Source organism: Parabacteroides sp. CH2-D42-20 (assembly GCF_003670185.1).
Classification (GTDB): domain Bacteria; phylum Bacteroidota; class Bacteroidia; order Bacteroidales; family Tannerellaceae; genus Parabacteroides; species Parabacteroides distasonis.
In genome coordinates, this window is sequence record NZ_RAYG01000011.1 from 188,130 (window position 1) to 206,652 (window position 18,523).

Annotated in this window: 14 protein-coding genes; 4 read left to right on the plus strand and 10 right to left on the minus strand. The window is 38.9% G+C overall.

The genetic code is table 11. From position 1 onward, the window contains the following. Positions 1 to 47: 47 nt before the first annotated feature. From D7V92_RS08805 to D7V92_RS08820, 4 genes are all read right to left on the minus strand, one after another. Complete coding sequence (locus tag D7V92_RS08805) at positions 48 to 602, minus strand: DUF5025 domain-containing protein (RefSeq protein WP_008778943.1); 555 nt, start codon at positions 600 to 602, stop codon at positions 48 to 50. Positions 603 to 748: 146 nt separating this feature from the next. After that, positions 749 to 2,329: a hypothetical protein gene (locus tag D7V92_RS08810; RefSeq protein WP_121772705.1), complete on the minus strand. Its 1,581-nt coding sequence runs from the start codon at positions 2,327 to 2,329 to the stop codon at positions 749 to 751. 40 nt (positions 2,330 to 2,369) lie between these two features. Further along, positions 2,370 to 2,723, minus strand: a complete 354-nt coding sequence (locus D7V92_RS08815) for a DUF3244 domain-containing protein (protein WP_048926953.1) — start codon at positions 2,721 to 2,723, stop codon at positions 2,370 to 2,372. 184 nt (positions 2,724 to 2,907) lie between these two features. Beyond that, positions 2,908 to 4,653, minus strand: coding sequence for a hypothetical protein (locus tag D7V92_RS08820; protein ID WP_121772706.1), 1,746 nt, complete (start codon positions 4,651 to 4,653; stop codon positions 2,908 to 2,910). Positions 4,654 to 4,974: 321 nt separating this feature from the next. On the opposite strand from D7V92_RS08820, the gene D7V92_RS08825 reads away from it, so the two are divergent. Then, a complete protein-coding gene (locus tag D7V92_RS08825) occupies positions 4,975 to 6,081 on the plus strand; it encodes an acyltransferase family protein (RefSeq protein WP_008773184.1) in 1,107 nt (368 codons plus the stop codon). A gap of 6 nt (positions 6,082 to 6,087) precedes the next feature. Continuing rightward, complete coding sequence (locus tag D7V92_RS08830; protein ID WP_005860350.1) at positions 6,088 to 6,765, plus strand: ORF6N domain-containing protein; 678 nt, start codon at positions 6,088 to 6,090, stop codon at positions 6,763 to 6,765. A 78-nt stretch (positions 6,766 to 6,843) separates the two neighbouring features. On the opposite strand, the gene D7V92_RS08835 is transcribed toward D7V92_RS08830, so the two are convergent. Genes D7V92_RS08835 through dinD form a run of 5 tightly spaced genes read right to left on the minus strand, consistent with a single transcriptional unit; the run spans position 6,844 to position 15,045 of the window. Continuing rightward, positions 6,844 to 10,467: a discoidin domain-containing protein gene (locus tag D7V92_RS08835; protein ID WP_121772707.1), complete on the minus strand. Its 3,624-nt coding sequence runs from the start codon at positions 10,465 to 10,467 to the stop codon at positions 6,844 to 6,846. A 32-nt stretch (positions 10,468 to 10,499) separates the two neighbouring features. Then, a complete protein-coding gene (locus D7V92_RS08840; RefSeq protein ID WP_005863728.1) occupies positions 10,500 to 11,279 on the minus strand; it encodes a radical SAM protein in 780 nt (259 codons plus the stop codon). 33 nt (positions 11,280 to 11,312) lie between these two features. Then, positions 11,313 to 13,373 (minus strand): helix-hairpin-helix domain-containing protein, encoded by a 2,061-nt coding sequence (locus tag D7V92_RS08845; protein WP_121772708.1) that lies wholly within the window; start codon positions 13,371 to 13,373, stop codon positions 11,313 to 11,315. 13 nt (positions 13,374 to 13,386) lie between these two features. Beyond that, positions 13,387 to 14,196 carry a hypothetical protein gene (locus D7V92_RS08850; RefSeq protein ID WP_121772709.1) on the minus strand — a complete coding sequence of 270 codons (810 nt, stop codon included), beginning with the start codon at positions 14,194 to 14,196 and terminating at the stop codon, positions 13,387 to 13,389. Between the two features lie 21 nt (positions 14,197 to 14,217). Then, entirely contained in the window at positions 14,218 to 15,045 is an 828-nt protein-coding gene (gene dinD / locus D7V92_RS08855; protein WP_009275470.1) for a DNA damage-inducible protein D, read from the minus strand. Positions 15,046 to 15,164: 119 nt separating this feature from the next. Here dinD and D7V92_RS08860 point away from each other — a divergent pair, with 119 nt between their 5' ends. After that, positions 15,165 to 15,770 (plus strand): DUF4294 domain-containing protein, encoded by a 606-nt coding sequence (locus D7V92_RS08860; protein WP_008773191.1) that lies wholly within the window; start codon positions 15,165 to 15,167, stop codon positions 15,768 to 15,770. Here D7V92_RS08860 and D7V92_RS08865 read toward each other — a convergent pair. Beyond that, positions 15,762 to 16,292, minus strand: a complete 531-nt coding sequence (locus D7V92_RS08865; protein ID WP_005860365.1) for an RNA methyltransferase — start codon at positions 16,290 to 16,292, stop codon at positions 15,762 to 15,764. The two genes, D7V92_RS08860 and D7V92_RS08865, sit on opposite strands and share 9 nt — an antisense overlap. A gap of 696 nt (positions 16,293 to 16,988) precedes the next feature. Between D7V92_RS08865 and nadA the strand changes: the two genes are divergently transcribed. After that, the gene (nadA, locus tag D7V92_RS08870) at positions 16,989 to 17,975 is read left to right on the plus strand and encodes a quinolinate synthase NadA (RefSeq protein ID WP_005863738.1); all 987 of its coding nucleotides are present in this window, start codon (positions 16,989 to 16,991) and stop codon (positions 17,973 to 17,975) included. Positions 17,976 to 18,523: the final 548 nt, after the last annotated feature.

The following is an 18,523-nucleotide window of genomic DNA, read 5'->3' on the forward strand; positions in this document are numbered from 1 at the left end:
TCCCATTCAATCTAAATATTGCTTCTATATCATTATTCGGCTCCAAGTTAGTGTATTCCGAATATAGCGTCTTTTATGACGATCGAATCTTCCGAATTCTCTATATTATATAAAATACCTTCCATCTTCCCTTCAATATAAGGGGTACCACTTCCCTCATGAAAACGAATACTATCCACTTGTATCCGAAATGAAGATTTCAGTGGATGATACACTATTTTAGCGTCATCTTTCGTGATCCTAACAGTAGATTCTATCTCTTCATTCAATAATTTACCCTTATCGATCAGATATTCTCCTTCTCTCAATGGAATCAATGAGATCCTCAGCATAGGATAAGGATAGTCAGAGATATGCACTCCTAATGGTATCTCCCAATAGAAACCGCTTAAATCGGTATTTACCTCCTGCCAAAAATTTCCATGATCAATAAAAGAATGAGAGTTCGACTGATTAGCTATAGAAATATCTTGACTATTCACCTTTCCTTCAAAGTACCCCAAATAGTAAGGAGTTTCTTCAAAAGAAATATCTTCACCTTTATTACAAGATATAGACAAAAATAATAACATACTAAATAAAAAATAGATTACCTGTTTCATATTACAATAATTTTATATAAATATAATTCTTATTTATCAATTACCTACTTTAACAGAATCAGTTCGTACATTCTATCTTAAATATAGATATTATTTTTAAGATTATCTCTACATATTACAGTCAAAAAAATATCAAACCACAAAAATTAATTATATTTTAATGGACTTAGTGCTAATTGATACCATCCAGTCCTATATTTATCTGTATAGTCAGGTTTCCAATCCCTTCCAGTTGATAAATTCTTCTTTGATTTTAGAATTTTATCTTCAAAATTAACAATAACTTGACCTAATTCATCACTAGCTAAACTTTTAGTAACTGTATATGAAACTGTTTTTGATGTAGTTGCTGTAGCTCCAAATTTTAAACCAATCTTTACTTTTTCTCCAAAAGATGGATCAAATCCAAAATTAGTTGCAAATGTAGCTGTTGAAGATTCTACACTTTGAATAGTTTCACTAATATCTAGTTCTTCTATCGCTATTTTTATTATTGCACCATAATTCTCTATATTCCATTCGAATAATGGAAGGTCCAAAGCTATTCCATCTGTTAACTCTATTGATTTAACTTCGAATTTACTACTAAGCGGATCTTTTGGTGTTATTTTAAACAATGCAGATGGTTTAACTATAAAATTGTTAATATATTCATTACCTATACCAGCTTGATTTGCAACATACACTTTTACTATAAATTCAAGTGATCCGTCTGTCCATGGTGTAAGAATAGTACTATCTCCGGGACGACCACCTCCTGTTTCTTGATGAGTATTTCCATCAATTCTAGGATCTTCACTTTGATCACAAATTTTGTTCATAACTGTACGTGGATCTCCTAATAATTTAAAATACACCAAACTTTCCTTAAAATCTCGATTGAAAGGTCCTTTTGGCTGTTGAGGAGTCAAGCCATAATATATATAATCTCTCGGCCATTCATTTGTTGCAGCAAATACGTCGTAGGCTTCATAAACCTTTTTCATATTTTCAGGTATTGATCCTGTGCGATCTCTAGTATCACCACTAGAAAAATTTCTATTCTGTATGACTGAAGAAGCATTCTCTGTATTATCAAATACATCACTAAAGAATACAATATCAGGATTTATAATACTCATCGGTGACAAATTCCTTTGAGCCTTATTTACAGAAACCACTCTTTCATTTAACTTCACTACTACAATAGGATATTTAGGAATTTCATTTGATGGTATTAAGAATTCTTTATTTACTCCATAGCCCATTACATCATTACTATTTTTAACTCTTAAAGCTGTATATGGAACTTCACTCTCCACATTCCAAAGTTCAGCAGAAAAACTGTTATCAGGCAATTCTGGTACAAATATAGTTAAGGTTGAAAATAATTGTTTTATTTTTTCTAATCTAGTTATATCCATATACAAGCTCATTAATTCATCAACCGTTTTTCCAGAAGTTAATCTATAAGAATTAATAGATAAATATAATACATCATAATCATAATCAAACATCTTTAAAGCTTCATTTTTAATAATACGCCTTAATTCTATTGAAGAATCTAAACTATAAGCTAATGCCTTACTAAATTCTTCTAATAATTCATGATTTGTTATTGTATCACTACTAACAGTGGTAATATTACGGCTTACTTCATTTCTTGGTAAACTATAATCTATTTCCTCTACACAAGACATTAATAATAATACTGATAAGGAAAACATTATTTTAATTATTTTTTTCATAATAACTATTATTTATAATTAATATTTTAATTAATAAAATCTATAGAAATAAGAATCCATATACATTGTTATAACCATCTGTTATTTGCAACACACCTTTTTCTTGATCTTTTAAAGGTATTACCAAAGATGGCATAGTACTCGTTTGTACCATTTCATTATAGATCACTTCTCCCGTAGAACTAGTAACGATAACACGCACATTACCTACATTTTCATGGAAGTTCACTATCAGTTCTCCACTAGCTTCTTCAATAGAAGCGTCCATAGGCAAATCTACGAGAATAGATTTTTTTGAATGCTTCCAGTTACCATCTAAGTGAACCCGCCTACCAAAACAGGGAATAGCACTTAACAAAGACATTACTACAAATAAAAATTTAAATAATTTCATTTCTCATCTCATTTTTTGATTTGGATGCGAAGAACAGGCTAATAGCTCGAATAACAAAGAAAAAGGGCTAATAAGTGACGGACAAACTCAATTTATAATTTACTGATAATTAATAAATTATAAATTCATGAATAGGACAAACATTTCATGGATATATACATATATCTATCTAATAAACAAAAAGTTACATCATATTAATAATATAGGTATACAAATCTAGCTCCTCCCCTATAATTCCTAGCTTCTGACGTACACGTTGGCGACGCTTATTTACAGAATCCGGCTGAATGTTTAATAGAATAGCCTCACTGATCGTATCTAAATGAAATAAAACTAAATAACAATAGCGTAAATCCGCAAGAGTCATATTGAACTCAGAGAATTTCTTTTCTAAAGATGGGTAGACCTCATTTGCTTGAGTAATAATATCTCGCCAATATTTTTCTGAAAGAGGGGATTTTGTCGTACCAGGAATTACTTTTTGGGATAGTTTAATCACTTTCCTTGCTATCATAGATGATAAAAACAGATTATTACGCTGTTCTGCGATTCTCTGGATAATGGATTTTTCTTCTTGTTTCGTTCGTTCATATCGCTCCTCTAACTTCGCTCTAGAATCAGATATATTGAGTAATTCATCTTTTTTTGATAACTTATCGAATAAATCCTGAAGCTCAAGTTGTTTTATATTCAAGCTATTCTGCAGTTTCAATAATTCAATATTCTTTTGCTCAATATCGATTTGCTGGACATATATTCTCTTATTTTTCTTATTCATTTGCAACTGATAAACGAATAACAATAATAGACAAACAGTAATAGAAGTAACAAGAAGTATAAAAGTCCATTGTTTATCCACCTTTAATTGGGTATTTTCTAACGATATTTTTAAATGATTATACTCTTTTTCTGTCTTTACGATATTCGCTTTATTTTGTAATGCTAAGATAGAATCTGCGGCTTCATTATATTGCTCTAAATAGGTTAAAGCATTTTCTATATTACTTTCTGCTTTTTCCAGTTCATAATAATTATAAATTATGGAGATATGCGTATTTTCATTTAGGGTTGGTATGATGTTCGCTTGCTCTAAACATAGGCGAGCATTCTTGAAATCTCCTTCTTCTATATAGACACCGGCTAAAGCGGAATAGTCTGGAGCATTATCCAATTCAGAAACATTTATTGATTTCCATAAGTATTGCTTAGCGAGTTCTATATTGCCTAACACACTATAAACATTTCCTATCCCATTGGATATATATCCTATATCAGAAGAATCCCCTAGTTCCGCTATAATAGTATCAGCTTCTAGCAAATATCTCAACCCGACCTCTGACGAATCCGCAAAAACATACATACGTCCCACATCCCGCAAAGCGAAAGCTGCGCTCCGCATATTTCCGACCTTTCGAAAGTACTGTTCCGCTTTTTTATATTTATCTTTTCCTAATAAATAGTCACCGTCAAAATGATACAAGTCTCCCATATAGCTACAAATATACCCGGCTTGATTATAGTCATGACAACGTAAAGCGATATCCAACGCCTGTAAATAAGCCTTCATAGCCAGCTCGTTATCCTTATCCTCCACATACGAACGCCCCAAGTACAAACCGATCCTCGCTTGCTCCTGCCCCGTTCCGTGCGACTCGTAATAGGCTTGTGCACGCCGCAATTGCTGTACGTAGGGCAGATCCGTATATAACGTGTCCGCCACTTTACCAGATAGCATACACCAACGAGCCAATAATTTATCACTCAAATTATCGGGCACGGCTATGCTATCTAATAGGATAAGGGAACTATCCGGATCGGATTTCAACAAGGATTCCGCACGATCGATTAGGTATGTGGCATCGCTTTCATCTCGACAACCTATAAATGAGAGTGTGGATAATAGCGATATCAAAATAAGCAAATGCCTCATTGGTTCCTATCTTTAGATTCTATGCGCAAGATAGGCATATTTTTCATCAAACCTTAAAGAATAATTGATTATTAGGCTTATTGTATAAAATTCTTATCGCTTGGATATCTCCATCATCTTTTTGGAAAAACACGTACGTGTTTTCATAAATTCTCGTACGTGTTTCCGAAAAAAGACGTACGTGTTTTTCCGAAAACATGTACATGTTTTTATACATCTGATTTTCAATATACTAAAAACAGTATTCCCGAAGGCAGGGATATTGTAGGAAATTCAATTATCTTTGGACTTTTATTGGTAACTTTTTAATCTACTATCAATATGGCACAACAATCCGGAAGATTGCTATCCCTCGACGTGATGAGGGGAATTACGATTGCGGGGATGATTTTGGTAAATAACCCCGGGTCATGGAAGTATGTATATACGCCTTTAGAGCATGCACGTTGGAACGGCCTCACTCCCACCGATTTGGTATTTCCGTTCTTTATGTTCATCATGGGGGTCTCCATGTTTTTCTCGCTTCGGAAATATAACTTCAAGCTGTCGAAAGAAAGCGTGACGAAAGTATTGAGACGCACGGTATTGATATTCCTCGTGGGATTAGGGCTGAATCTGTTCGGGCATGTTTGCTACAATGGATTTACCGATTTCCAGAATTTACGTATCCTTGGGGTGATGCAAAGGTTGGCGCTGGCATATGGCTTCGGCTCGTTGATAGGATTAGCGATTAATCATAAGTATATTTTGCAGGTAGCCGCTGGTATATTGATATTTTACTGGGCATTACTAGGTTTCACGCATAGTATGGAAATGTCGGAGGATAGCATTATAGCGATCGTGGACAGAACTTTATTCGGTACATCGCATATGTATCACGATGATATGGCAGATGGTACACGGATCGCCTTTGATCCGGAAGGGCTCTTGAGCTGCATTGGTAGCATAGCGCATGTATTACTCGGTTTCTACGTAGGAAAGGTAATACAGGATTGTAAAAAGAACAATGAGTTGATTATCCGTAATATCTTCATTTTCGGTACGATTATTCTTTTTGCCGGTTTCTTGCTAAGCTATGGTTGCCCTATCAATAAAAAGATATGGAGTAGCACGTTCGTCTTGGTAACTTGCGGATTCGCCTCCTTATTTCTCGCTTTATTAATCTGGATCATCGATATAAACGGGAAGAAGAAATGGACGTTATTCTTTGAGTCGTTCGGTATCAACCCGTTGTATCTGTATGTACAAGGGGATATATTGGCCGTATTGCTGGGAATGAGCGGTATCTCCGCCTTTATGTATATGGATCTGTTCAGGCCGATATTCGGCGATTTCGGAGGCTCATTAGCATGGGCTATCTTCTTCGTGGTATTAAACTGGATACCGGGATATTTCTTGTATAAGAAGAAGATTTATATCAAGTTGTAAAAAGAAATGATCTATGCTCTGTATATAGAACAAAAAATCACTATATTTGCTCTATATACAAAGCATAAATACAAAAATCAAATTAATAATTTAACTATGGAAAATGAACTTCAAGTTATTGGAACGAAAGAAGTAGAGGAACGTATTATTGAGTTAAGAGGACAAAAAATACTACTAGATAGAGATGTAGCAGAATTATATAAAACAGAAACAAGGGATATAAACAAAGCCGTGAGAAATAATCCTGAAAAGTTCCCCAGTGGTTATTTTTTCACATTGAAACCCTCTGAGAAACAGTATGTGGTGGAAAATTTCCACCGGATGGAAAACTTAAAAAAATCAACAGTAGAACCTAAAGCTTTCACTGAAAAAGGACTTTATATGCTGGCTACTATATTAAAAAGTCCAAGAGCCACACAAACAACTATCGCTATAATAGATTCTTTCGTAAAACTACGTGAGCTTATCCGAAATGTAGATGCGATTCAAAATGAACCTGACCTAATAAAACAAAAAGGTATTGTGAAACGAACTGGCCAACTCTTATCTGATCTGTTGATAGATGATGCTGATACAACTGAAATGGAATCTACCATAGAGTTGAATCTTATGGCCGTAAAACTTAAACATACAGTAAAACGTATTAAAAATAACAATAAAACCGAAGATAAATCTGAAATTTAGAATTGCAAAAAAAATCCAACCACTCTCCTATTCATATCGGAGAATGGTTGGATTTTTTATAGGTATCAGCCTAGCTGACTAGTTCACGTTATAACCGGAGATAACCACCTTCGGGGTCTCGCCTCTCGTATCTACATCTTTCCAATGGATGTTGATCTCTTTCTTCTCGCCCGGGAGCAATGAGAAATAGTTATCGCTATAGAAGACGGGGAGGAATTGCTCGCCATCCTTCTCGCCCACTACATTCACACGGATCATCAGAGCCGGGGTGGATGAAGTATTCTCTAAGGTAGCGGTAGCGGTCCAAGTACCGTCATTACCCTTATTGGTTGCCACGTTGGATCGTAAAGTAACCTTTGGCATCTCACGCAAAGCTTGGTAGTTGCCTTCCTCTACGCCACGCAGATAGAAGTTATCCGATACGATCTTGCCATTCTCTGTCAACGTCAACTTGACGAAATGAGCGCTGGATACGCTAGCTGGGAAATCCAGTTTCATACATTTGTTGGTCGTATCTTCCTTACTATCCACGGAAACCTCGTTTTCCCATGAAATAGAACCGTCCATATTGATGATTTGAGCCTTTGCCGTCAAACCATTACGTACGCCGGCGCTATAGTTCACTACCTCGATCTCGCCCGTAACCGGATTCCATTGAATGTGCAGAGGCTCGGAGGCCTTCTTGCAACCAAAGTAAGCGGCGGTAGGCTCGAAATAATAATCGTAAGTCTGCCATACCATAGAAGGCCATGCCGGATGCGTCATCCACAGCAATAATCCCTTACGGTTCAAGCTTCTCGATTCGAACATACCCCGGTAACCATCATAGTTTACCCACTGAGCCAGATCGGCGAATTCCTTGGCGTTGTTCGGCTTGCCAAAGCCCTTTTCGATGATAGCGTTGAAAGAAGCGCAAGACTGGGCGCCTTCCATCGTATAATCGTGTTGTCCCCATTGAGCGTTTTGCGGCCAAAGCGCTTCCGGAGAGAAAGTACGAACCAAGCTCTCGTAATTCATCACGTTAGGCATACCCCGCTCACTATGGAACTTATCACTACCATTCTTCAAGCTAAAGTATTCTTTAACAGGAAGCGCACGGTACGGGCCATGGCCACTTACCACCTCATCCGCCGAGCTGGAGATATAATGTAAGCCCGGATGATCCTCTTTCACGATACGGCGTAAAGCCTTGTCGATCTGCTCCGGCGGGAAGCCCTCGTTGCGCCCGCAATAAATACCGATAGAGGCATGGTTACGGAAACGTTTCACATAATCCTCAGCATTGGCGATAAACATCTCCGGATCATAAGGATCGGGTCCGTCGGAAGGATTCGCCAACCAGAAATCTTGCCAGATCATGATACCATGACGGTCGCAAGCCTCATATAATTCTTTATCGCCAATCTGTCCTACCCAGTTACGCATCATCGTAAAGTTCATATCGGCATGGTAAGCCACGGCGATATCGTACTCACGACCCCGGTAATTCAGATTAGACTCACCGAATCCCCAGTTACCGCCACGGCCGATAAAACGACGACCATTGATAAAGAGACTCAAGATACTATTATTCTCATTGAAGGTCATTTGTCGGATACCTACCTTGAAATCCTCAGAGTCGGATACCTTATCACCTACCTTAAAGGTGAAATTAGCGTCGTATAAATAAGGAGATCCGTACCCTTTAGGCCACCATAAACGTGGATTCTGAACCTTCAATTGGCTAAAGGTATTCGGGTCGAAAGCAACGCTCTTCTCCTCGTTGGCGGCCAATTCCACCGGTTGCTCGAAAGTGATATCACCGATCTTTCCTGTCAATATACCCTTCACGGGAGCGGCATCATGGTTCTTCACGATCACTTCCGGAGTCAAGGTAGCGGAAGTCGTATCCGGCAACGGTAATACAACCTGTACGAACGGGTCTTGAATCGTTACCTTGCCTGTAGAAGTCAAGTACACATCATCCCAAATACCGATATTACGACCACGGATCGTCGAGATCCAATCCCAACCGATCGAAGCGTGGAAGGTCGGGTTATCAGCGCCTAAGATACCACCGTTGAAATCCGTATTCTTCTCACATTTCTCCTTGATAGCGCCGATATGCTCATTCTTGATGATCTCCACCGCGACAACGTTCTTGCCCGGTACGACCCTGTCTGTAACGTCAAATACACCTCGGATAAACGCTCCCTCGATACGGCCGATCTTGTTACCGTTTAAATATACATTCGCTTTCCAGTTGATACCATCGAAATTCAAGAACAAACGATCTTGCTTGAATCCTTCGGGTACCTCAAACTCATCCCTATACCAGAAATTAGAGTTGAAGAATGACTCGGATATCTGCATCAAGTTATCCGCATAATTCGGATTCGGGATAGCTCCGATATTCTTATAACTGCTCAATACCGTTCCCGGTACGGTCGCCACGATCCAATTTTCCGGAGAGAAAGAAGGTTTCGATATTTCCTCACCAGAAGCGGTTACCTCGGAAGCTCGTTGTACTTTCCAGTTTCCGCCCGACAAACGGATCTCGTCTTTTGTAGAAGCCGGAGCAGCAGCCGGTTGGGCAAGCAAGCCACCTTTACCCATCACCTCTATCTCGCTTAAGATATAGCGTCCGTCATTAGCCGGTTGCTCCATCCATACCCGTACGTAGCGGCCCTTTCCTTTTAGCTTGATCTCATCCAGATTAGCATCTCCACCCGGAAGATTCGCTATGTCAACCCATTGTTTCGCGTCGTCGGAAACTTGAATCTTACCCTTGATCGCTTTATTGATCCAATGTAATTTTACTTTGTCGAATTCGGATTGGCTACCCAAGTCTACATAGACCCACTCCTCTCCTGTCGTGGCACTCATCCAAGCGCTATTAAAGAATTTGGAAGGAAGCAAATCTATCAACTTATCTTGGTTATAGAAATTCATCTCGAAGAATGCCCAATAAGCGGCACCTTCCATTTTCAATCGCATCCGATAATAAGCATATTCACCCGGTTGATCGAATGTCAAAGTCTCATTCAACATACGGGTGGGCAACGTACCCGGATCCCAGCTATTCTTATTCGGGTCCGAATGGGCCTTATACTTGCTGGCCTTACCCGGCATACCTTTACCCTTTAAGGCAGCCAATTCCGTCCAAGTATTTCCATCATTCGATCCCTCGCAAACAATCTCATATCCATCCTTAATCTTATTCTCGTCATAAGCCACGCTGCCGCGAAATTGTACCTTGTCGGCTTTCTCTTTCCAGTTATTCAGCGTGAACAGGAAATAGGCATCCTCGCCCGTAACCGCATTACGAGAATAAGGACCTTGATCGATCATCCACTCACGCTCACGACGAGCTATATCCCCATTTTGCGTGGAGAGATCGAGATACTGAGGTTGTTTATCGCTAATAACACCATCCGTCACCAGTTGAGCCGTTAGATTGTAATCATAACTGGATGAGTTGTAAGCGCTACGCAAAAGAGCTATGTTACGATACGTGGAATGATCCGGACGTAATGAAGGAGAAAAATCCTCCCCCGGATCTCCCGGATACGAACCGATACCTCTGGTATAATAATCCGACCGATCGAAAGATTCCGCCGGAACACCGCTCTGCCCACATCCCCCTAGCAATGCTGAGACCGCTACCGCTCCACAAAGCGTCAAGAGTCGAGGCAATTTTTTCTTTTTACTGAATGTTCTCATACTACTTATTGTGTTTCTCTAAATTAGTTAGTTTAATAAGATACCGTCACGTCAAAACCCTCCTTCCGGGCCCGTTCCGCAATCGCATCTAATTCTTCTTTAGTAGCTTTTTTCAAAGCTTTAACCGGGGTCTCCCTATCTATCGTATAAATCATGACTTGTTTCGGACGGATTTGTTTTAAGGCGGAAATCCAGCCCGCTATCTCCTCTTCTGTCATATTATTAACCGATTCCCCGTTTAATTCCCCCTTCAAGAACATGGTCTGTATAATCAAGTTTCCGTTAAAACGACATAATTGTTTTAATAAAGACTCGAAATTAAACGCCGGAGAATTAGGTACATCTATCTGCCGAATCCGACTGTCTAATACAGAATCCAGTTTCAATATGTTATCCTCTATTTTATTCAAGGCTTGAAAGACTTCCTCTTTATGGAGCATCGTAGAGTTAGAAAGTACGGCGATTTTAGCGTCAGGGAAAAACCGATCCCGGATAGCGACCGTATCATCAATGATTCCACCGAATTCCGGGTGTATCGTAGGCTCTCCGTTTCCGGCAAACGTAATTACATCCGGAGCGATCCCTTCCGCTTTCATGGAACTTAGTTTTTGCTCTAAGGCTTCCCTCACTTCCGTACGAGTAGGCAGTTTACTATGGGTCCTATGATTCTCATTCAATCCACATTCGCAATAAATGCAATTAAAAGAGCATAATTTCCCGTCTGTAGGAAGTAAATTCATCCCTAAAGAGACACCTAGACGCCGACTATGTATCGGGCCAAATACTATTTTATCAAAAAGAATTGTAGACATAGCGCTGTTTGTTTTTACCCACGCAAATCTACTCTAAAATTTCCAGCGAAGCAAAGCATAAAGATCTGTTTTATCAGAACCGCTTATCTCCTCCGTATCAGTACCTATCAAATCCCTGTCCCAATAATGGGTGTGGGCCAGTTTAGCGGATAAAGATAAACGTTTCCAAATATCCAGACGAAAGGTGAGGGCAAACCGCATCCCATCGCCATAAAAAGAGGGCATATTAAAGGCATATAATATATTCTTCTCATACGAACTGACCCGGCTATTGTAATCATCCGTATGAAACCACGCTAGATAACCATCCATTTGAAGAGGTAGGGTAGTGGGCTTCCAGCCTATACTTTGGGAGATCATAATTCCTTTATTAAGTTTCTTTATAGGATCATCGAATAGAATACCATCTAAGGAAGTCTTAAAAATAAAAGGAGAAGAAAAGTTATAAACCTGTTGAAAACGAATACGATGTTGTTTATAAGTATTGATTTTCAATAAATTATCATTTTCAAAAGTTCCATTCTTTTCTTTTTGTCGATATTTATAACGAAGATAAGCTGAATAGTTTCTACTAGGGGTATAATCTATCTGAGCCATATATTCCTGTCCTCCGGAAGGAGCGTCTATCCCGTATTTCAACCAAGGGAAACGGAATAAGTCCGCATAAACGGATAATTTCCAGTGAGCGATCGGGGTTAATTGCAATCCCATATAAACTCCTTGCTCGTTCTGAACCGTAGAGCCTTGCGAGAAAGCATTTCCAAACAAAGCTTGATAACGGCGGTCGTAATAACGGTATAATACCAAGAAAGATATATAAGAAGCGGGTGTTAACTGCAAGGCATTCAAGGTAGAAATAGCTCCGTTTTTCGAAAGGGCAGTTTCGCCATAAAACTTAATACGGTTACTTTTCAACATATAGTCAACACCGATGTTGAAATTGTTGGAACCTCTGAAATAGAACAGGTTATAAGGTTTTGGATCGGGGTCCATCTTAAACTTACCGAATGAATAGGAGAGAGCCGTTAAACCTACATGAAAATGAGATGTAGCATAGCGGATATTTCCTCCATATACCTGCATCGTTATCATTTTCCTCTTTTCCCAATCCCGTTGTAAACGATGAAGTCCATCCGTTTTTAATGAGGTGAATGTCAAGCTATCTACGGCCGCATCCATTTTCCGGTACGAATAGAAAACACTTATATCCAAGTTCTTAATCGTGATCGTACTAGCCACCCCTCGGAAGAAATCCTGTTCATTGGTTGAGAAGTGCCTACGGAAGCCATTTGTCCTTCGCTCCGCTTGAGCGACTACTGCCGTACGACTAGGAGAAAAGTCATTGCTAATCACCAGACCTTGTCCGAAAGACATCTTGTAATCCCCTATAGCCAAGCTTTTTAACCAGTTGATATCTTTTAGGAATAGATGTGCGGAATAAAAGTCATATCCTTTATGATATGCGTTCCAAAAAGGTTCGCCCGCATCTTTCTCAGCTACGAAGCCTGCTTGTAAACGATCCTCGAAAGTATAGGAATAACGTAAGGAGTGATAGAAAGGTTCTCCTCTATATTTACGATTCGGATATAACGAAAGTATGCTGTCCGTTTGTTCACCATATCCCTTTTTCTGTTGAAAACATTGATCATACCTGATTTGTAATTCATTACGACCATATTTCAACAGGTTCTTAACCGTAAGCAACCGTTTTTCAACAAGATTATCACCTATATAAACAAATGGAAGGAGAAGAGATATCGTCTGAAAATCGATATCCTCTATATTCTTCAACTCATAGATGCTAACCATATTTCCGTATCGTTTCCGATAGGAGAGGAGCTGCTCAATTTGGCGATCGGATAGAAAAGGTAATCGCTTCAGTTGTTCTTCCGTCACGGCATTCAAATCAAAAGGATGCTCAGTTAAATAAGATAAATCGGCATACAAACTTTCGATACGCTCCGTATCCTCGGTTTCCAAGGCTAGTTCCTCTACATACTCCATCCACTTATCAACAGAATATTCTATTTGAGAATTAGCGTAATAACTATTTATCAACAGGATTATCGACAAGATTATAAACAATCGTTTCATAGCTAAGTATCATTTAAAAAGAGAATGATAAACCAAGACTGGTACTCATCCCTAAAATCGGATGGTAAATAGAGGCTACATCTATCGTAAAGCAAGAAAAGTTATAACCAATTCCTAAAGAGGGCAGGAGAGGAGCGGTCTGTATTCCGGCACGAATAAAAAAAGAATCGAAAGCGGTGTATTCAAGACCTAAGTTTCCAACAACTAGGTTTTCATTTTCCGTTCCTGCACTTCCTGTAATTAACAGACTATTTATAATCTCCCATTGAAAACTTATTTGAATTAAGTAATAATTAAAATCTTCTATTTCAATATCTTTATCTCCTATAGAAACAGAAGGAAAATTCATTATTAACATTCCTATTAACAACTTATCAATAGGAGAGAAAGTGATTCCAATATCTGTTGACAGTCTGGATCTTGTATTTTCCAATAGATCAGTTTGCAAGAAACTATAGTGAACTCCAAGCCCTAACGCCCATTGATCCCCCAAGCGTTTTCCTCCCAGCACACGAACCATCATCTCCCTGTACTTATCAAACCCGAAAACAGAGATATCAACACCTGCGGATAATAGTTGATTCGGATAATAAAAACTACCGGACATCGTACCCAGTTCTTTCAACATGTACCGATTAAAGTATTCTAAATGAATGGATTTTTTATCTTTATCGACAATAAGGGCCGGATTGAATAAAATAGATTGCGTCGCCACATTCCCTCCCATTCCCACGCTACGAACATCCGGTAAACGTAAGTTATCAACACCATGTACATACAATGAAAATACCCCCGCAAACAGGGATAGCAATAGATATTTCATAGTTAAGATTTTGTATGGTTTCTATTTATTCTTCAAGGTTTTCTCATTATCCTTATTTACTCTACGCTGTACCTTTTTAATATCCTCATCCGGGGAAAGTTGTTCAGGCTTAATTCCCCTTTGCAATAGCATATCACGAACAGCGGTGTTGTTATCAATATGTTCTTTCTCAATAGGAGATTGTCCATATAGATCCTTCGTTTGCACATTTACGTTTGTCATTTCCGCCGCTAGGTCTTTAGCTTTTATACTTATAGTCGGTAAAAAATCAGCGATAGGTCTATTCGTGGGGACGTTCATTCTCTTTTTCAACATCTGTGTACTTAAATTGAATAAGGCTTGATCTCCCTTAGAACGGATAATAGCGAATCCTTTATTATCAATGCCTCTTTCGTATAAAATACCAGATAGTTGCTTTTCAGTCTGACTTAATTTTTCTCTAGCCTTTAAGCGTTCACAATCCAATAAGCGTTGTTCAATCACCTCGGCCTTACGGGTTTGTACCGCAAAATAAGTCTGAGCGAAAGCTACTTGTGGTTTACGACTATCACCATTTTGTGCGATTAAGTAGCATGCGTAGCGTGTTAATAAGATGTCATTTATTTGTTGCTCAGCACCATGCCCCACAATAATCACTTTCCCGACATCGGGAAAGTGATCCTCTATATTTTCTCCCGCATTCCGGCACGCTTCTTTGGCTTTCACCACTACATTATTGATAAAGTTATCCCATTTGGCATATCCTAATAGGGGTTGTAACTCTCTGGCACTCCAGCATTCTATGCCTTCTACCTCACATGAAATGGATTCGAATTTTCCGAATAGGGCGGTAATTTCTTCTTTCTTCATAGTTAATATATTCTTAAGTTGTTGTCAATCGCGCAAATGTAATGTTTTATATTCATTTAGCAAGTTATTAACAGATAAATGATGCTGAGAGTCACGCAGTATTTATATTTTCGCGGTATATGATACGAAAAGGGATATATTGTGTTTTGGCTCTACTTGTTCTCTGTAGCTTTAAAGGGATGGCGCAGGCGGTAAAGACAAATATTGTTCCGGAAGGTTATCAGAAAGCTCAACTGTATGAAGGTGATACAATGGCTGTCGTCAACCTTCGGGAAGTTTTCATATATCCTCAAGTTAAGTTTAAGAATAAGCGTGAACAAGCGAAGTACAATAAGTTGGTACGAGACGTAAAGCGTACTTTGCCCTATGCCAAGATGGTGTATGATACGTTGATAGAGACCTACGAATACATGGAAACCTTACCGAATGACAAGGCCCGCCAAGCCCACTTGAAACGGATGGAGAAAGAGTTGTTCGCCCAATATAAACCGGAACTAAAAAAATTATCCTTCTCGCAAGGTAAGCTACTTATCAAACTGATCGATAGGGAATGTAATCAATCCAGTTACAATTTATTGAAAGCCTATCTGGGAAGTTTCCGTGCGGGCTTTTGGAATTTCTTCGCCGGAATGTTCGGAGCCAGCCTTAAATCGGAATACGACCCGAAAGGTAAAGATGCCATGACCGAACGGGTCGTCGTATTGGTTGAGAATGGTTTAATCTGATAGTTGCTTGAAAAAATCCCAGATCACGATACCGGTAGTAACCGATACGTTCAAGGAATGCTTTGTACCGTATTGAGGTATTTCAATACATATATCACAGTTATCAACCACATTTTGTTGAACGCCTTTTACCTCGTTACCCATGACGATAGCGTATTTCTTTGTCTTGTCTAACTGCAAGTTATCTAACATGACACTACCTTCCGCTTGCTCTACGGCACATACCGTATACCCCTCTTGGCGCAGTTTATCAACAGCCTCCGGGGTATCCTTGAAATATTCCCAATCTACGGTTTCTTCCGCTCCTAAAGCGGTCTTATGGATCTCCGCATTCGGAGGGCAAGCCGTAATACCACAAAGATAAATAGCCTCTACCCGGAAAGCATCGGAGGTACGAAACACGGAACCCACGTTGTTAAGACTTCTAATATGGTCTAAGACAACGATTAAAGGTATCTTCTTACTTTCCTTAAAAGCCTCGGGAGTCAGGCGGTTCAATTCGGTTACTTTCAATTTTCGCATAACAAATATCTTTGACCGCAAAAGTAGCGAATATCCGTGGATATGCCGTTGAAAAGCTATTAATAAGTAGTGGACATAAAATGAAAAATATTTCTTGCTTTATTCAAATACTTGTCCATACACCCCCCTTTCTCAAATTAGCAAATGAATAAGCCACTTATTTATTACGCGCTATCAACAGCCCTTATACACCTATTGACAGCCTTGCTGGAGGATCTATTTTTTCACAATCAAGGTTATCAACAATAAACAGCTAAATATTCATAAAGTCTATAACTATAAGAATTACAATCTATAGATAGACATCCATGCTGTTGGTATCCTTTTGATAAACCGTTCACAGACTTTAATAAGTCAATAACCAAAGATTGTAACAAAAATGTATTAACCATTTCAACAGCCTATCATATTCATCATATTTATTTTTAAAATTAAAGATTAATAAGAATATAATATAATGATTGTGGATAACTATTGAGGGTTGAGGGCAACTCATCCATTGGTGGCAAAGATAAGAATCTTTCTTGTTATTTCTATAAATGAAGAAAGTTTATACCTTTGTGCTTTGTGAACAATAGGTTGATAAACTAGATAAGATGAAGATTATCAGTAATACTTTCTGTGGATAATATTGTTTATATATAGTGAAAAGCCTATTGGGAGCAGTAGAAACAGGAATCATTAATATATAAGGCTATGTTGACAAACCAATCAATCGGGTACATGGATGCGCCCGTTCCTAAGGATTTAGACCTTAAGGAAGCGATCGACAAGTTACGTAAAGAGAAGAATGCGATTATTTTGGCGCATTACTATCAAACAGGCGATATACAAGATATAGCGGACTATGTGGGAGACAGTCTGGCCTTGGCACAATGGGCGGCTAAGACGAAGGCGGATATCATCGTGCTTTGTGGGGTTCACTTTATGGGAGAGACGGCGAAGATCCTCTGTCCGGATAAGAAAGTGTTGGTACCGGACTTGAATGCCGGTTGCTCCTTGGCGGATAGTTGTCCGGCTACGGAGTTCGCCGAGTTCGTCAAGCAACATCCCGGTCATACGGTAATCTCTTACGTGAATACGACCGCCGCCGTGAAAGCGGTCACGGATGTGGTGGTTACTTCCACGAACGCCCGCCAGATCGTGGAGAGCTTCCCGGAAGGTACACCGATGATTTTCGGTCCGGATCGTAACTTAGGTAATTATATCAATAGCATCACGGGACGTAATATGTTGCTTTGGGATGGCGCTTGCCACGTGCATGAGCAATTCTCATTGGAGAAGATCTTATCTTTGAAGAAACAGTACCCGAACGCGGAAGTGATCACCCATCCGGAATGCAAGCAGCCGGTTATACAGGTCTCAGACTTCGTAGGATCGACCGCGGCTTTGCTGAAGCATACCATTAAGTCCGACGCGAAACAATTCATTGTAGCGACGGAAAGTGGCGTTATTCACGAGATGCGCAAGCAGAGTCCGGATAAGGAATTCATCCCGGCTCCTCCGAACGACAGTACTTGCGCTTGCAACGAATGTAATTTCATGCGCTTGAACACGATGGAGAAGCTATATAATTGCTTGAAGTTCGAGATGCCGGAGATATTCGTGGACGAGGAGGTACAGAAGAAGGCGATCAAACCGATCAAGAAGATGTTGGAGATCTCTGAGAAGCTGGGACTCTGATCCAAACAAATGCGGGATAGGTCTCAACCGATAGGCCGGACTTGAGTGATATAAAAGCTAAGCCCGGTCTATTATATGTAAATAATCAAAATTATGTACAATATCTACAACTATCCTTATAATCATTTGAATTTAAAATATTTATCCTATTGTTGTAGATAGGAAAACATCTACAATAGTAAGTCTTTATCTACCATCATTTCCCGCTTTTAGTAAGTGTCTTTGCCATGCCATCAAAGGAATTTTCTACACTCTACGTATATAATCAGTCCGTTTTTCTTCCTTTCTTTATATAGATAAAACATTAATATATAAGTATTTGTGGTTTTTTATGGTATAAAACAAAAGTTTTACACATGGAAAACATTTGTTTTCATAGAAGAAAACTAAAGTTTTGTACTGAAGAAACTTCTGTTTTCCCATATAGAAACTTTTGTTTCCCTAGGAAGAAACCATCTGCTTCGCTACTCGAACTGTCTTTTCCTGATTTATCTAGACACTTTTTTTGTTTATAAACGTAATCAGTAGACAGTAGTTATAAAGTAATA

What these genes read in the sequence shown, in the direction of transcription:
- D7V92_RS08805 (WP_008778943.1), bottom strand. Translation starts at nt 602, where the DNA reads ATGAAACAGGTAATCTATTTTTTATTTAGTATGTTATTATTTTTGTCT.
- D7V92_RS08810 (WP_121772705.1), bottom strand. Translation starts at nt 2,329, where the DNA reads ATGAAAAAAATAATTAAAATAATGTTTTCCTTATCAGTATTATTATTA.
- D7V92_RS08815 (WP_048926953.1), bottom strand. Translation starts at nt 2,723, where the DNA reads ATGAAATTATTTAAATTTTTATTTGTAGTAATGTCTTTGTTAAGTGCT.
- D7V92_RS08820 (WP_121772706.1), bottom strand. Translation starts at nt 4,653, where the DNA reads ATGAGGCATTTGCTTATTTTGATATCGCTATTATCCACACTCTCATTT.
- D7V92_RS08825 (WP_008773184.1), top strand. Translation starts at nt 4,975, where the DNA reads ATGGCACAACAATCCGGAAGATTGCTATCCCTCGACGTGATGAGGGGA.
- D7V92_RS08830 (WP_005860350.1), top strand. Translation starts at nt 6,088, where the DNA reads ATGATCTATGCTCTGTATATAGAACAAAAAATCACTATATTTGCTCTA.
- D7V92_RS08835 (WP_121772707.1), bottom strand. Translation starts at nt 10,467, where the DNA reads ATGAGAACATTCAGTAAAAAGAAAAAATTGCCTCGACTCTTGACGCTT.
- D7V92_RS08840 (WP_005863728.1), bottom strand. Translation starts at nt 11,279, where the DNA reads ATGTCTACAATTCTTTTTGATAAAATAGTATTTGGCCCGATACATAGT.
- D7V92_RS08845 (WP_121772708.1), bottom strand. Translation starts at nt 13,373, where the DNA reads ATGAAACGATTGTTTATAATCTTGTCGATAATCCTGTTGATAAATAGT.
- D7V92_RS08850 (WP_121772709.1), bottom strand. Translation starts at nt 14,196, where the DNA reads ATGAAATATCTATTGCTATCCCTGTTTGCGGGGGTATTTTCATTGTAT.
- dinD (WP_009275470.1), bottom strand. Translation starts at nt 15,045, where the DNA reads ATGAAGAAAGAAGAAATTACCGCCCTATTCGGAAAATTCGAATCCATT.
- D7V92_RS08860 (WP_008773191.1), top strand. Translation starts at nt 15,165, where the DNA reads ATGATACGAAAAGGGATATATTGTGTTTTGGCTCTACTTGTTCTCTGT.
- D7V92_RS08865 (WP_005860365.1), bottom strand. Translation starts at nt 16,292, where the DNA reads ATGCGAAAATTGAAAGTAACCGAATTGAACCGCCTGACTCCCGAGGCT.
- nadA (WP_005863738.1), top strand. Translation starts at nt 16,989, where the DNA reads ATGTTGACAAACCAATCAATCGGGTACATGGATGCGCCCGTTCCTAAG.